The sequence below is a fragment of the Rathayibacter sp. AY1F4 genome (assembly GCF_002931775.1).
Taxonomy (GTDB): domain Bacteria; phylum Actinomycetota; class Actinomycetes; order Actinomycetales; family Microbacteriaceae; genus Rathayibacter.
Map to the genome: position 1 here is coordinate 1 of NZ_PSVE01000039.1, position 12,805 is coordinate 12,805.

Consider the following 12,805-nt stretch of genomic DNA (forward strand, 5'->3'; position numbering starts at 1 on the left):
CCGACCCGCTCGACCGCGCCGAGCGCATCGTCGAGGAGACGGACACCCTGGTCGAGTTCCTGGCGGTCCCCGCCACGCGCACGCTCCTGGACGCCGAGCACGAGCGCCAGGCCCGCCGCGCCGCCCGGGCGACCGCTTCGCTCTGACCCGGCGCGAGCGTCCTCGACGATGCTCCGGCCCCGGGCCGGGCGGACGTCCGCCCGGCGGCCCACGGATCGGCCGGGCATTCTCCTCCGATCTCGGCTACGGTGGTCCCCGCGAAGGGGAGTAGTTCCCACCGTCCGCCGAGCGGACGACGAGGCGCGTCGACATGCTGGTCCGGGACGATCCGGGCCCGGCGCTCCACCCCGGCTCCGGCCGGGGCGAACGAGACCTTCGGTCAGTCGACGCACGTCCTGACCGGTCCTCTCGCGCGGGTCGGCGGACCTGAGCCAGGAGATCGCATGGCGACCACCGCCCCCACCCCCAGTCCCGCCCAGGTGCGCCGCTGGCGCCGCTACCTCGCCGACGAGCTCGCCGAGGCCTCCGTGTACCGCGACCTCGCCGGCCGCCGCTCCGGCGAGGAGCGGGAGATCCTGCTCGCGCTCGCCGTGGCCGAGGGCCGCCACGAGGAGCACTGGCGCGAGCTCCTCGGCTCCGCGGCGGAGCCCGCGCCCCGCCCGGACCTCCGCACGCGCTTCCTGGGCTTCCTCACCCGCCGCTTCGGCTCCGTGTTCGTCCTCGCCCTGATCCAGCGCGCCGAGGCCCGCTCCCCCTACGCCGACGACGACGACGCCACCGAGGCGATGGCCGCCGACGAGCGGATCCACGGCGAGGTCGTCCGCGGGCTCGCCGAGCGCGGTCGCAACCGCCTCTCCGGGACGTTCCGCGCGGCGGTCTTCGGAGCGAACGACGGCCTGGTCTCGAACCTCGCCCTCGTGCTCGGAGTGGGGGCGAGCGGAGTCGGGACGGGCGTCGTCCTGTTCACGGGCATCGCGGGCCTGCTCGCCGGCGCCCTCTCGATGGGCGCGGGCGAGTTCGTCTCGGTGCGCTCGCAGCGCGAGCTGCTCTCGGCCTCCAGCCCGGACCTCGACGCGAACCGCATCGTCCCCGATCTGGACGTCGACGCGAACGAGCTCGCCCTGGTCTACCGCGCTCGCGGGATGACCCAGGAGCAGGCCGACGCGCGTGCCGCCTCCGTCTTCACGGGCCTGCGCGGCGGCGCCGTCACCTCCCCCATCACGCTGGGCGGTCCCGCAGGAGACCCCGACGTCGACGAGCACGAGTCGATCGGCACGGGCATGGGCGCGGCGCTGTCGAGCTTCTGCTTCTTCGCCTCGGGCGCGATCATCCCGGTGCTCCCCTACCTGCTCGGCCTGACGGGGCTCGCCGCGGTGGTCGTCGCCTGCGTGCTCGTGGGCATCGCCCTGCTCGCCACCGGCGCGGTCGTCGGGCTGCTCTCGGGCGCCCCGCCGCTGGCCCGGGCGCTGCGCCAGCTCGGGATCGGCTACGGCGCGGCCCTGGTGACCTACCTCCTCGGCCTGCTCTTCGGCGCGTCCGGAGTCTGAGCCTCGGCCTCGAGGAGCTGCGCGGACTCGTGCGGCTCCTCGGCGCGGGGCCGCACGACGACGCCGCGCCACCGCAGCGCCGCCACTCCGACCGCCAGCAGCAGCGACGCCGGCAGGCAGCCCAGCAGGGGGATGCAGGAGTAGTAGAGGAGCTGCCGCTGGATCCACGCGGGCGAGGGCACGTCGGAGTCGCCGTAGTAGGGCGGAGGCGGCGAGGAGTAGCCGGTGTAGAGGAGCGCGAGGCCGATCAGGGTCCCCGCGAGGCCGGCGAGCAGGAGCACGAGGAGCCACGGGTTCCGCAGCAGGGGCGCCTCGCGCACGGGCTCGGCGGGAGCAGCGGGAGCGGGGTCGGCGGCCGGCTCCGGCAGGGGTGCGGGCGCGGTCTCGGCGCCGAGGCGGTGCGACCGCCGGCCCTCGGCGGCTCCGGCGATGTCGGGCAGTGCCATGATGCGGCGCGGTCCGGGCACGGACGAGGAGCCGGGGCGGACCTCGCGCGACTCCGGGAGCGCGGAACGAGCGGCGGCTCCGGACGTGGCGGCGGGAGCGCCGGGGGCGGCACCCGTGCCGGGCCTCGCGAACGCCCGCTCGTCGCCTCTCAGACGCTCCACCGGTCCCGAGAACCCGCGCTGGAAGGCCGGGTCGTAGCGCGGGTCGACCCGTTCGTCGTCGTCAGTCATTTTCGTGACCCGTCATCGTCGTCCCCGGTCATCGTCGACCTCCGGCTCGTGGGAGAGGATCCCGCGCAGCCAGTCGCGGGCCTCGAGGAACACCTCGTCGTCGTAGCGTCGCACGGAGGTGACCGGGCGGCGGTCAGCGCGCGGATACGAGCCGAGGAAGATCACCTTCGGGCTGAACCGCCGCAGCCCCATCAGCGCGTCGGCGACCCGCTCGTCCTGGACGTGCCCGTCGAGGTCGATGACGAACCGGTACCGGCCGAGGGCGTCGCCGATCGGCCGCGACTGGATCATGCTCAGGTTCACCCCGCGGGTCGCGAACTGCTCGAGCATGTCGAGCAGGGCGCCCGGCTGGTCGGCCGGGAGCTCGGCGATCACGCTGGTCTTGTCGGCGCCGGTCGGCTCGGGCAGCGCGTGCGAGCGCGAGACGTGCACGAAGCGCGTGACGGCGTTCGGGTTGTCGCCGATCCGCTCCGCCAGCACCGCGACGTCGTGGTGGGCGACGATCCCGGGAGGGGCGATGGCCGCGTCCGCGGGCGATCCGCCCAGCAGGTCGACGGTGGCCTGGACGTTGCTGGAGGCCGGCAGGTGCTCGTGGCTGGGGATCTCGCGGTCGAGCCACACCCGGCACTGCCCGTAGGCGACGGGGTGCGCGGCGACGGTGCGCACCTCCTCGAGCCTCGTCCCCGGGCGGCCGACCAGGATGAACGACACCGGCACCAGGTACTCGCCGACGATGCGCAGCCCCGGGATCCGCGCCAGCGCGTCCTGCGCGGCCGTCACTCCGCCCTCGACCGAGTTCTCGATCGCGATCACCGCGCCGTCGCTGCGGCCGGTGACCAGATCGCTCAGCGCCTCCCCCACGTTCGCGACGCTGCGCCACAGCTGTCCGCGCGCCTCCGGGACCTGCGCGAGGGCCGCCTCCGTGAACGTGCCGCTGGGCCCGAGATAGCTGTAGGCACGGGTCTCGGGGGCGCTGTCGGGCATGGCGCAAGCCTAGCCAGCCGCGGTACCCCTGGAGGGGGCCGGACTGCCACTATGGACCGCATGACCGATCGCGCAGGGAAGCCGGCACAGGCCTCCGATCTCATCGACGTCGAGGCCCTCGTGAGGGCGTACTACGAGAAGAAGCCGGACGTCTCCGACCCGGCTCAGAAGGTGGTGTTCGGCACCTCGGGCCACCGCGGATCCTCGTTCGACACGGCCTTCAACGAGGACCACATCGCCGCCGTCACCCAGGCGATCGTCGAGTACCGGACCGAGCAGGGCATCACCGGCCCGCTGTTCATCGGCGCCGACACGCACGGGCTCTCCCGCCCGGCCCTCACCACCGCGCTCGAGGTCCTGGTGGGCAACCAGGTCCGCGTGCTCGTGGACGAGTTCGACGACTTCGTGCCGACCCCGGCGCTCAGCCACGCGATCCTCCGCTACAACAACGACCCCGCGCACACCGACCGGGCCGACGGCATCGTGGTGACCCCCTCGCACAACCCGCCCCGCGACGGCGGCTTCAAGTACAACCCGCCGCACGGCGGCCCCGCCGACTCCGACGCGACGACCTGGATCGCCGACCGGGCCAACGAGCTCATCGCCGACGGCAATCGCGGCGTGACCTCGGCCGAGCCCTCCGCGGTCGAGACCTACGACTACCGCACGCACTACGTCGCGGACCTGGCGAACATCATCGACCTCGACGCGATCCGGAAGGCCGGCGTGCGGATCGGGGCCGACCCCCTCGGCGGCGCCTCCGTGCACTACTGGCAGCTGATCGCCGAGATGCACGGCCTCGACCTGACCGTGGTGAACGGGGAGGTCGACCCGGCCTGGGGCTTCATGACCCTCGACTGGGACGGCAAGATCCGGATGGACCCGTCCTCCCCCAGCGCGATGGCCTCGGTGGTCGCGCGCGCCGGCGACTTCGACATCCTCACCGGCAACGACGCCGACGCGGACCGGCACGGCATCGTCACCCCCGACGGCGGGCTGATGAACCCCAACCACTACCTGGCCGTCGCGATCGACTACCTCTACCGCCACCGCACCGGCTGGCGCGAGGACGCGGCGATCGGCAAGACGCTGGTCTCCTCCTCGATCATCGACCGGGTCGCGGAGTCGCTGGGCCGGCGCCTCTGGGAGGTCCCGGTGGGCTTCAAGTGGTTCGTCCCCGGGCTGGTCGACGGCTCGGTCGGCTTCGGCGGCGAGGAGTCCGCGGGCGCCTCGTTCCTCCGCTTCGACGGCACCGTCTGGACCACCGACAAGGACGGCATCCTCCTCGCGCTGCTCGCCTCCGAGATCGTGGCGGTCACCGGGAAGAGCCCGTCGGCGCTCTACCGCGAGCTGACCGAGCGCTTCGGCGACCCGGTCTACGAGCGCGTGGACGCGGTGGCGACGAAGGCGCAGAAGGCGGCCCTCGGCAAGCTGGACGGCGACGCGATCGCGGCGACGACCCTCGCCGGGTCCGAGATCACCGCGAAGCTCTCGAAGGCGCCCGGCAACGGCGCGGCCGTCGGAGGCGTCAAGGTCGTCACCGAGGACGCCTGGTTCGCTGCGCGCCCCTCCGGCACCGAGGACGTCTACAAGATCTACGCCGAGAGCTTCCGCGGCCTCGACCACCTGCACGAGGTCCAGGCCGAGGCGCGCACGATCGTGGACGCGGCGCTGAACTCCTAGCCGCTGCGCTCAGTCGCCCGAGAAGGCTCGTTCCCGACCAGGAGAACGAGCCTTCTCGGGAGACTCAGCGGCGGTGAGGAGGGGGCCGGCTACCAGCGCGGGTGGACGGTGGGGCGGAAGTGGGTGTCGTAGAGGGCGTTCACGGCCTCCATGAAGGCGGGGCCGAGGGGCGCGGCGGAGGCGGCGGCCGCGTTGGCGCGGGCCTGCTCGGGCGAGCGGGCGCCGGGGATCACCGAGGTGACGCCCTCCTGCTGGATGATCCAGGCGAGCGCTGCCGCCGCGGGGGCGAGGCCGTGGTCGTCGGCGAGGCGGGAGAACTCCTGCGCGGCCTCCACGCCGGTCGCGAAGTCGACGCCCGAGAAGGTCTCGCCGACGTCGAAGGCGGAGCCGTCGCGGTTGTAGCTGCGGTGGTCCTCCGGCGCGAACACGGTCTCGGTCGTGTAGCGGCCACTGAGCAGGCCCGAGGCGAGCGGGACGCGCGCGAGGACGCCGACGCCGGCCTCGCGGGCGGCGGGCAGCACCTCGTCGAGCGGCTTGAGGCGGAACGCGTTCAGGATGATCTGGACGCTCGCGACGTTCGGGCGGGCGATGGCGGTCAGTGCCTCCTCCGTGCGCTCGACCGAGACGCCGTAGGCGGCGATCGCGCCCTCGGCGACGAGGGTGTCGAGGGCGTCGTAGACGGCGTCGTCGGAGTAGACGGAGGTGGGCGGGCAGTGCAGCTGGACCAGATCGAGGGTGTCGACGCCGAGGTTGGCGCGCGAGCGGTCGGTCCAGGCGCGGAAGTTGTCGAGCACGTAGTTGGCGGGCATCTGCTCCGCGCGACGGCCCATCTTGGTGGCGACGAAGACCTGCGCGTCGGGGTGCGCCGCGCGGTAGGCGCCGATCGTCCGCTCACTGCGGCCGTCGCCGTAGACGTCGGCGGTGTCGAACAGGGTCACCCCCGACTCCACTGCGGCGTCGAGCACGGCGAGGGCGTCGGTCTCGGCGACGTCCCCCCAGTCGGCACCGAGCTGCCAGGTTCCGAGGCCGACGACGGAGACGGGGGCGCCGGTGCGTCCGAGGATTCGAGTTTCCATGCCTCCACCGTAGGTGCGGCCGAGCCCGCGGCGGACCCCCTTGCGCGTGCTCTAACGTCGAGGGCATGCCCCTCCTCGTGCTCGGAAGCGCCAACCTCGACCACGTCCACCGGGTCGCCCGGATCCCCGCTCCCGGAGAGACGGTGCTCGCCCTCGACGCGAGCACGTTCCCGGGCGGCAAGGGCCTCAACCAGGCCGTCGCGGCCGCACGGACCGCGCCCGGCACCGTCTTCGTCACGAGCCTCGGACGCGACTCGGCGGGAGACCGGCTCGCCGCGGTCCTCGGCGAGGAGCCGCTGGAGCTGCGCGCCCGCCGCGGCGACGTCCGCACCGGCACCGCGCAGATCACCGTGGACGAGCGCGGGGAGAACGCGATCGTCGTCGACTCCGGAGCGAACGCCGCCCTGGTCGGGCTGACCGGAGAGGAGTCGGCCCTGGTGGCGGCGGCCGACGCGCTGCTCCTCCAGCTCGAGATCCCGACAGCGACGGTGACGGAGGCGGCCCGCGCCGCGCGCGCCGGCGGCACGGTGTCGATCCTGAACGCCGCCCCGATCGGACCGCTGCCGGAGGAGCTCCTGGCGGTGCTCGACGTGCTGATCGTCAACGAGCACGAGGCCCGCGAGCTCGCCGCCGATCGCGGCATCACCGCCGCCGACGACGACGCGCTCGCCGCTGCCCTCACCGCGCTGGTGCCGCTCGTGCTGGTCACCCTCGGCTCCGACGGCGTCGTCGTGGCGGTCCGCGACCGCGAGCCGGTGCGCACCCCGGCCTTCCGGGTGGAGGCCGTGGACACCACCGGCGCCGGCGACACCTTCTGCGGCGCCTTCTCGGCCCGGCTCGCCGCCACGGGAGCACGGCTCGACGATCCGGAGCAGCTGGTCGCCCTCACCCGCTGGGCGAGCGCGGCCGCGGCGATCTCGGTCACCCGCGCCGGAGCGGCGGTGTCCGCGCCGACGGCGGCCGAGACGGACGCGTTCCTCGCCGAGCGCGCCTGAGCGGGAAGCTCTTCGGGAGGCTCGCCTGAGCGGGAAACTCCTCAGGGAGGACGGAGCGGACACCGACCGCGGGCGGCCCGCAGCACCGTCGCTCCGGTCGGCAGCGTGCACTCCGCAGGAGAGACGCACGGGACCGCCCGGCCCGGCTCCGCTCCTCGCGGCGAGGCGTCGCGGCCTGCGGACAGCCGCGCCCGCTCCCCGATCCGGCTAGTCGATCGCGGCGACCCGGACGGTCACCCGCGGCCGCAGCTCCGGATGCACCCGGACGCACCACTCGCGCACCGCGGCTCCGATCGCGCGCGCCACGTCCGGCGCGGACGCCTCCGCGGTCACGCAGAGGTCGACGGCCACGGACACCTCGTCCCCCGCGACGCGGACCAGGACCGGATCGGCGAACGTGCCGCCGCTCGCTGTGCCCAGCGGCTCGACCACGATCCCGGTCGCGCTCAGCGTCGTCGCCGCATGCGCGAGCACGTCGCGCACCTCGGGCCTGGCCGGCATCAGGGTCGCGACGCCGTCCAGGGCACGCAGCTCCGCGGCGAGCGCGGACACCGGATCGACCGGGGCCGCCGCCTCGAGGCCGCTCACGACTCCTCCGTCCCGGGGACGTAGACGTCCTCCACGCGGACGTCGATCCTCGACACCCTCAGCTCGGTCTGCGTCAGCAGCCGCGAGTGCACGCGCTCGCGCACCTGCTGGGCCGCCTCGGCGATCGGCACCCCCCAGAAGACCGAGATCGTCAGCTCCACCACGACCTCCGCGCCCGGCTCGGCGATGTCGCCGACAAGGCGGCAGCGGCCGACCAGCACGCCGGCGACACTGTCGCCCGCCTCGCGCACGAGTCCGCGGACCGCTCCCTCGGTGATCGTGAGCGCCACGTCGGGCTGGACGCTCGCCAGCGGGATGTCGCGTCCGGCCCGCGACTCGCGGCGCACCTGGGTGAGGATCGAGCCGAACCAGCTCTCCTCCGGCGCGGGCAGGCGTGCGGCGTCGTCGTCGATGAGCGCGCCGGAGAGGGCGCGCACGCGCTCGAGGGCGCGCAGAGTGCGCCGGTGCTCCGGCGACTCCTCGATGGCGGGGTCGTACGGAGTGCGCCCGCGGTCGAGGTAGTCGCTCAGCTCGTCGATGCCGATGCCGTCGCCCTCCTGCGCCGGCGGATCCGCCTGCTGCCCGGGCACGACCGGCAGCACGACCTCGTGCTCCGCCGCGCGCTCCGTCCCGTCGCCGGGACCCTGGTCCGCGTTCATCGCGTCTGCTCCCTCATCGCCAGTCCTCCATCGCCACGACCAGCGACTCGCGCGCGCGGGCGAGCTTGCCCCGCACGGCGGTCACCGTGAGACCGAGGTGATCGGCGATCTCGTTGTACGACTCCCCGCCGACCTCGCGCAGCACCCAGCACTGCCGCTGCGACTCCGGCAGCTCGGACAGGGCGTGCGCGAGAGCCCGCATGGCGTCGCTCTGCTCGGCGGCCTCGAACGGGCCGGGCTCTCGGGCCGGGGGATGCTCCACGGCGTCGACGTCGTCGGTCGGGCGGCGCTGGCGCAGCAGGTCGACGCTGGAGCGGCTGACGATCCGCATCATCCAGCTGCGCACGCTCGCCGGCTCCTTGAGCTGCGGGAGCTGCGCCCAGACCGTGATCAGCGCGTTCTGCACGGCGTCGGAGGCATCGGCCTGCGAGCCCGTGAGCCGCCAGGCGTAGGCGCGGAGGATCGACTGGTGCCGCTTGACGAGCACCTCGAAGGCGCGCACGTCGCCCTCGGCGGAGCGCTCGGCGAGCAGCGCGTCGCTCGCCGCTTCCAGTCCGGGCACGGCGCCTCCTCCCTCTCCGCTCACGCGGCCTCGGGCCGCCTCTCAGGTGACGCTCAGGAAAAAGTCCGCCGAGCACCGTGACGAACGCCGTCCGGGCTCCGTCTCACTCATGAAAGCACAGCCCGACCGGAATTCCGCCGGGCCTTCGACCCCGGTCTGCTCAGCAACGGCAGCCGATGAGACGTCCAGGAGACCTCATGAGCGACACCACGCGCACCCCCTCCACCACCCGCGTCGACAAGACCTCCGTCGACACGGTCACGAGCCTCGGCGGCTCGCGGACCTCCGGCACCGCCCAGGGCACCACGGTCATCGACGACAGCGTCGTGGCCAAGGTCGCCGGCATCGCCGCCCGCCAGGTCCCCGGCGTCTTCGCCCTCGGCAACGGCGCCGCCCGCGCCTTCGGCGCGATCCGCCAGGCCGTCGGCGGAGCCGACCACGCCCAGGGCGTGAGCGTCGAGGTCGGAGAGACCCAGGTCGCAGCCGACGTCACGATCGTCGTCGAGTACCCGGTGTCGATGCAGAAGGTCGCCGACTCCGTCCGCGCCGCCGTCTCCGAGGCCATCACCGAGCTGGTCGGCATGTCCGTCGCCGAGATCAACGTCGCCGTCGTCGACGTGCACATCCCGGGCGACGACAAGGACGACGAGGCCACCGAGAGCCGCGTCCGATGAGCGACTTCCAGCGCCCCGCGCCCACCGCCCCCGGCGGCCGCAGCACCGTCCTCGGTGTCGTGGTCGGCGCGATCCTCGCCTTCGCGGCCCTGATGTTCGGCTTCTGGGGCTTCGTCCTCACCGCCCTCTTCATGGCCCTCGGCGTCGTGATCGCCCGCATCGCCGACGGCACCCTCGACGTGCGCAGCCTCGTGGACGTGTTCCGCGGCCGCACCACCTCCCGCTAGGAGCCCTCCGTGACCGCTCTCGACACGCGTCCCGCATCGCCGGTGGCGGGCACCGTCACCATCACCGTCCGCTCCATCGAGCGCGCTGCCGTGGCGATCGTCCACGAGGAGCTGGGCGTGGAGGTCTCCGCGATCCGCGTCCGCCTCTCCGACGACCGGGGCGGCCTCGCCCTCGCGGTGACCGCGCCGGTCGTCGTCGAGCCGGGCACCGCCCCGGCCGGCGGCTCCCTGCTCGAGCGCCTGCACGGCGACCGCACCCGCATCGCCTCCCGCATGGAGGCGCTGACCGGGCGCACCGTCAGCCGGATCGACATCCGGGTCACGGGCACCCGCACCCGAAGCACGAGGAGAGTCGCATGAGCCCCGCACCGTCGGCGCCCGACACCCGCTACAGCCGCTACCTCCGTCGCGAGACCCACAAGTCCCGCTCCGCCGCGCAGATCGTCGTCCTGGTGCTCATCGCCCTGGTCGCGGCCTACGTCGGCACGGAGGCGGTGCTCGCGATCCTCGGTGCCGCGCCCCTGCTCGCCGCACCGTCCGCCCTGCTGGGCGCGATCGTCGGAGTCGCGTCGCTGGCGAACCCCGCCCTCATCGGCGTGGCTGTCGGCGCGGGCGTTCTCGCCCTGGTCCTGCTGGTGCTCGCACTGGCGCCCGGGGCCCGGGCCCGCCACACCGTGGACGACGACCGCCTCGCCGTGGTCGTGGACGACGGCGTGATCGCCTCCTCCTTGGCCCGCGCAGCCCGCACGGCCGCCCACTCCCGCCGCGACGACACCCGCGCCTCGCTCGGGCGGCGCACCGCACTGGTCGAGGTGACACCCGCCTCCGGCATCGCGGTCGACCGCGACGCCGTGCAGAGCGCCGTCGACGAGGAGCTCGCCCGCATCGGCGCGAAGCCCGCCCCGCGCTCCACCGTCCGCGTCTCGACCTCCGGGAGGATCTGATGACCACGAGCAATCGCTTCGTCAACCGGCTCGTCCTGCTCGTCGTGGGGCTCGTGCTCGCGCTGGTCAGCGCAGGAGCCGTCCTGATCGCCGTCTCGCAGCCGGTCCGCGACTCCGTCCTCTCCTTCGCCGACGGCGAGGGCGCGGCCCTGGTGTCGCGCCTCTCCCCCGAGGAGGGCACCGCCTGGAGCGATGCCGCCGTCCTCTGGCCGCTCTACGCCGTCGTCGGGATCTGCCTCCTCGGCATCGTCCTCGCGCTGGTGATGGCCTTCGCCCACGGTCACGGCCGCACCGGCACCGTCCTCCGCGACGAGGCCGAGGGCGCGCCCGCCGGAGGGATCGAGATCGCGACTGGCTTCGCGGAGGACGTCCTCGAGACGGCCCTCGCGGGCCGGACGGAGCTCCTCGACGTCACGGTCGCGGCCTACCGCCACGGCTCCGAGACGGCGCTGAAGGTGCGCGTCCTCCCCCGCGGCGGCGTCTCGCCCCGCACCGTGGTCGACGCCGTGCACCAGGAGGTCGACGCGCTCGACGCCCTGCTCGGCGCCCGCCTGCCGGTCCTGCTCGAGGTCGCCTCGAGCGCCCGGGCCGGCTTCTCCAAGGAGGACCGGGTCGCCTGACCCCGGTCCCGCAGCTTCCCCGGCACCCGCCGGCGGATGGTCACACCGAACAGAAGGAGCCCCTCATGGGTGCAGACGACAAGATCCGCAACGCAGCCGAGAACCTGGTCGGCAAGGCCAAGGAGGCCGTCGGCAAGCTGACGGACAACGAGCGCCTCGAGGCCGAGGGCCAGGCCGACCAGACCAAGGCCCACACCAAGAAGGTCGGCGAGGACGTCAAGGACGTCTTCAAGAAGTGATCTGACCGGAACCTCGACGGGGCCGTCACCGCATCAGCGGTGGCGGCCCCGTCGTCGTGCGTGGAGCGGGTGCGTCGAGCGTCAGACGCCCCAGAACATGATCCGGCCGGCGGAGGCCGCGTCGATGCTCTGGTCGTGGTTGTCGGCGGTGTGCGAGGAGTAGAGGATCCTGTCGCCGTCGACGCTGGTCACGACGCCCGTGTGGTCCCAGTCGCCCGAGCCGTCCCAGTCGAACTGGACGATGTCGCCCGGCTTCACCCGGCTCCGCTCGGAGTCGGGGATGGCGGTCGCGCGCTCGGGGTGCGCGGCGAGGTAGGCGTTGAACGCTGTCGACGACGCCCAGGCGGAGCTGTAGCCGCCGGAGGAGGAGTAACTCCACTCGCCGTCCATCTCCCAGCCGCGGGCGATCAGCGACTGCGAGGTGAAATTGACGCAGTCGTTGCCCGAGATCACGCCGTACTGGGCCGAGTTGTAGTCGTTCCAGTAGGTGGAGAGGTAGTCGAGCTGCGAGGCCAGGCGGCTCGCGTCCAGCGCGGCCTGGGCCTTCGCGGCCTCGATCGCCGGGTCGGGCGTGTAGGCGAAGGTGATCGCCGAGGCGACGACCTTCGTGCTGGCGAGCACGCCGGTCGCGGCGGGGCTGGGAGTGGCGGTCGCGGTCGGGGCGGCGAGGTCGGTCGAGGCCTCGGCCGTCGTGCCCTCCGCGGCGCCCGACGTGTCGACGGCCGGCTGCACCGCGTCGGCCGGGGTCCCGTCGACGGTGACCGCCGCGGCGGAGTCGGTGACCGCGTCGAACGTGATGGCCTGACCGTCGGCGTCGAAGAAGGCGACCGGGACCTCGCCCGCTGCCTCTCCGTCGGCCGGAGGGGCGGTGACCGTGATCTGGTCGGGGTTGTCGACCGCGACGCTGCCCTCGGCCTCGCCGAAGCGCACGGTGGCGACCGAGTCCAGGTTCGATCCCTCGAGCGTCACGCTCGTGCCGCCGGCGACGGTGCCGGAGGTGGTGGAGACGGAGCTGAGGACGACCCGGGCGGAGGCGGTGGTCGCGGGGAGCACGGCGACGCTGGTCGAGGTCGGAGCAGCGGAGGGCGTCGCGGTGGCCGACTCGGCCGAGGAGCCGGTGCCGACGGTGAGGCTCAGGCTCGACGCGACGGCCACGACGACGAGCCCGCCGGAGACGGCGAGCGCCAGCGTGCGCGGGGACGGGCGGAAGAAGGAGGCCCCGCGGCGGGCGGGCGCGGTGCGGAGCCGGTGCCCCTCCGCTTCGCGGCGGTCGCGGCGGGACGAGAACGATCCCTCCGGGGCGGGGTGCACCGGGGCGGGAGCCGAGGGC

The 12,805-nt window shown here is 73.9% G+C and carries 16 protein-coding genes; 9 read left to right on the forward strand and 7 right to left on the reverse strand.

Annotated features, from left to right (window positions below):
- Positions 1 to 443 precede the first annotated feature (443 nt).
- Complete coding sequence (locus tag C5C59_RS16560; protein WP_104224963.1) at positions 444 to 1,547, forward strand: VIT1/CCC1 family protein; 1,104 nt, start codon at positions 444 to 446, stop codon at positions 1,545 to 1,547.
- Here the strand turns inward: C5C59_RS16560 and C5C59_RS16565 are convergent.
- Both C5C59_RS16565 and pheA read right to left on the reverse strand, forming a co-directional pair.
- Positions 1,508 to 2,224 (reverse strand): hypothetical protein, encoded by a 717-nt coding sequence (locus C5C59_RS16565; protein WP_104238092.1) that lies wholly within the window; start codon positions 2,222 to 2,224, stop codon positions 1,508 to 1,510. The genes C5C59_RS16560 and C5C59_RS16565 overlap by 40 nt on opposite strands.
- A gap of 12 nt (positions 2,225 to 2,236) precedes the next feature.
- On the reverse strand, positions 2,237 to 3,208 hold the full coding sequence (gene pheA, locus C5C59_RS16570) for a prephenate dehydratase (protein WP_104238093.1): 972 nt from the start codon (positions 3,206 to 3,208) through the stop codon (positions 2,237 to 2,239).
- Positions 3,209 to 3,268: 60 nt separating this feature from the next.
- Between pheA and pgm the strand changes: the two genes are divergently transcribed.
- Positions 3,269 to 4,891 (forward strand): phosphoglucomutase (alpha-D-glucose-1,6-bisphosphate-dependent), encoded by a 1,623-nt coding sequence (gene pgm / locus C5C59_RS16575; RefSeq protein WP_104226793.1) that lies wholly within the window; start codon positions 3,269 to 3,271, stop codon positions 4,889 to 4,891.
- 89 nt (positions 4,892 to 4,980) lie between these two features.
- Here pgm and C5C59_RS16580 read toward each other — a convergent pair whose 3' ends face one another.
- A complete protein-coding gene (locus C5C59_RS16580) occupies positions 4,981 to 5,967 on the reverse strand; it encodes an aldo/keto reductase (RefSeq protein WP_104238094.1) in 987 nt (328 codons plus the stop codon).
- A 65-nt stretch (positions 5,968 to 6,032) separates the two neighbouring features.
- Here C5C59_RS16580 and C5C59_RS16585 point away from each other — a divergent pair, with 65 nt between their 5' ends.
- The gene (locus tag C5C59_RS16585; RefSeq protein ID WP_104238095.1) at positions 6,033 to 6,962 is read left to right on the forward strand and encodes a ribokinase; all 930 of its coding nucleotides are present in this window, start codon (positions 6,033 to 6,035) and stop codon (positions 6,960 to 6,962) included.
- Between the two features lie 207 nt (positions 6,963 to 7,169).
- On the opposite strand, the gene C5C59_RS16590 is transcribed toward C5C59_RS16585, so the two are convergent.
- Genes C5C59_RS16590 through C5C59_RS16600 form a run of 3 tightly spaced genes read right to left on the reverse strand, consistent with a single transcriptional unit; the run spans position 7,170 to position 8,771 of the window.
- Positions 7,170 to 7,550 carry a hypothetical protein gene (locus C5C59_RS16590; RefSeq protein WP_104238096.1) on the reverse strand — a complete coding sequence of 127 codons (381 nt, stop codon included), beginning with the start codon at positions 7,548 to 7,550 and terminating at the stop codon, positions 7,170 to 7,172.
- Entirely contained in the window at positions 7,547 to 8,209 is a 663-nt protein-coding gene (locus tag C5C59_RS16595; RefSeq protein ID WP_104238097.1) for an Asp23/Gls24 family envelope stress response protein, read from the reverse strand. Before C5C59_RS16595 ends, C5C59_RS16590 begins: the two co-directional genes overlap by 4 nt.
- Positions 8,210 to 8,222: 13 nt before the next feature.
- Positions 8,223 to 8,771, reverse strand: coding sequence for an RNA polymerase sigma factor (locus C5C59_RS16600; RefSeq protein WP_104224956.1), 549 nt, complete (start codon positions 8,769 to 8,771; stop codon positions 8,223 to 8,225).
- A gap of 197 nt (positions 8,772 to 8,968) precedes the next feature.
- Between C5C59_RS16600 and C5C59_RS16605 the strand changes: the two genes are divergently transcribed.
- From C5C59_RS16605 to C5C59_RS16630, 6 genes are all read left to right on the forward strand, one after another.
- Positions 8,969 to 9,445 carry an Asp23/Gls24 family envelope stress response protein gene (locus C5C59_RS16605; protein ID WP_104238098.1) on the forward strand — a complete coding sequence of 159 codons (477 nt, stop codon included), beginning with the start codon at positions 8,969 to 8,971 and terminating at the stop codon, positions 9,443 to 9,445.
- Positions 9,442 to 9,672 (forward strand): DUF2273 domain-containing protein, encoded by a 231-nt coding sequence (locus C5C59_RS16610; protein WP_104224954.1) that lies wholly within the window; start codon positions 9,442 to 9,444, stop codon positions 9,670 to 9,672. Before C5C59_RS16605 ends, C5C59_RS16610 begins: the two co-directional genes overlap by 4 nt.
- A gap of 9 nt (positions 9,673 to 9,681) precedes the next feature.
- On the forward strand, positions 9,682 to 10,032 hold the full coding sequence (locus C5C59_RS16615) for a hypothetical protein (RefSeq protein ID WP_104224953.1): 351 nt from the start codon (positions 9,682 to 9,684) through the stop codon (positions 10,030 to 10,032).
- The gene (locus C5C59_RS16620) at positions 10,029 to 10,616 is read left to right on the forward strand and encodes a DUF6286 domain-containing protein (protein ID WP_104238099.1); all 588 of its coding nucleotides are present in this window, start codon (positions 10,029 to 10,031) and stop codon (positions 10,614 to 10,616) included. The genes C5C59_RS16615 and C5C59_RS16620 overlap by 4 nt, the downstream gene beginning before the upstream one ends.
- Complete coding sequence (locus tag C5C59_RS16625) at positions 10,616 to 11,236, forward strand: hypothetical protein (protein ID WP_104224951.1); 621 nt, start codon at positions 10,616 to 10,618, stop codon at positions 11,234 to 11,236. The genes C5C59_RS16620 and C5C59_RS16625 overlap by 1 nt, the downstream gene beginning before the upstream one ends.
- Positions 11,237 to 11,301: 65 nt before the next feature.
- On the forward strand, positions 11,302 to 11,475 hold the full coding sequence (locus tag C5C59_RS16630) for a CsbD family protein (protein WP_104226788.1): 174 nt from the start codon (positions 11,302 to 11,304) through the stop codon (positions 11,473 to 11,475).
- An 81-nt stretch (positions 11,476 to 11,556) separates the two neighbouring features.
- Here C5C59_RS16630 and C5C59_RS16635 read toward each other — a convergent pair.
- A partial coding sequence (locus tag C5C59_RS16635) for an amidase domain-containing protein (protein ID WP_146083128.1) occupies positions 11,557 to 12,805 on the reverse strand: 1,249 nt, incomplete at its 5' end.

What these genes read in the sequence shown, in the direction of transcription:
- C5C59_RS16560 (WP_104224963.1), top strand. Translation starts at nt 444, where the DNA reads ATGGCGACCACCGCCCCCACCCCCAGTCCCGCCCAGGTGCGCCGCTGG.
- C5C59_RS16565 (WP_104238092.1), bottom strand. Translation starts at nt 2,224, where the DNA reads ATGACTGACGACGACGAACGGGTCGACCCGCGCTACGACCCGGCCTTC.
- pheA (WP_104238093.1), bottom strand. Translation starts at nt 3,208, where the DNA reads ATGCCCGACAGCGCCCCCGAGACCCGTGCCTACAGCTATCTCGGGCCC.
- pgm (WP_104226793.1), top strand. Translation starts at nt 3,269, where the DNA reads ATGACCGATCGCGCAGGGAAGCCGGCACAGGCCTCCGATCTCATCGAC.
- C5C59_RS16580 (WP_104238094.1), bottom strand. Translation starts at nt 5,967, where the DNA reads ATGGAAACTCGAATCCTCGGACGCACCGGCGCCCCCGTCTCCGTCGTC.
- C5C59_RS16585 (WP_104238095.1), top strand. Translation starts at nt 6,033, where the DNA reads ATGCCCCTCCTCGTGCTCGGAAGCGCCAACCTCGACCACGTCCACCGG.
- C5C59_RS16595 (WP_104238097.1), bottom strand. Translation starts at nt 8,209, where the DNA reads ATGAACGCGGACCAGGGTCCCGGCGACGGGACGGAGCGCGCGGCGGAG.
- C5C59_RS16605 (WP_104238098.1), top strand. Translation starts at nt 8,969, where the DNA reads ATGAGCGACACCACGCGCACCCCCTCCACCACCCGCGTCGACAAGACC.
- C5C59_RS16610 (WP_104224954.1), top strand. Translation starts at nt 9,442, where the DNA reads ATGAGCGACTTCCAGCGCCCCGCGCCCACCGCCCCCGGCGGCCGCAGC.
- C5C59_RS16620 (WP_104238099.1), top strand. Translation starts at nt 10,029, where the DNA reads ATGAGCCCCGCACCGTCGGCGCCCGACACCCGCTACAGCCGCTACCTC.
- C5C59_RS16625 (WP_104224951.1), top strand. Translation starts at nt 10,616, where the DNA reads ATGACCACGAGCAATCGCTTCGTCAACCGGCTCGTCCTGCTCGTCGTG.
- C5C59_RS16630 (WP_104226788.1), top strand. Translation starts at nt 11,302, where the DNA reads ATGGGTGCAGACGACAAGATCCGCAACGCAGCCGAGAACCTGGTCGGC.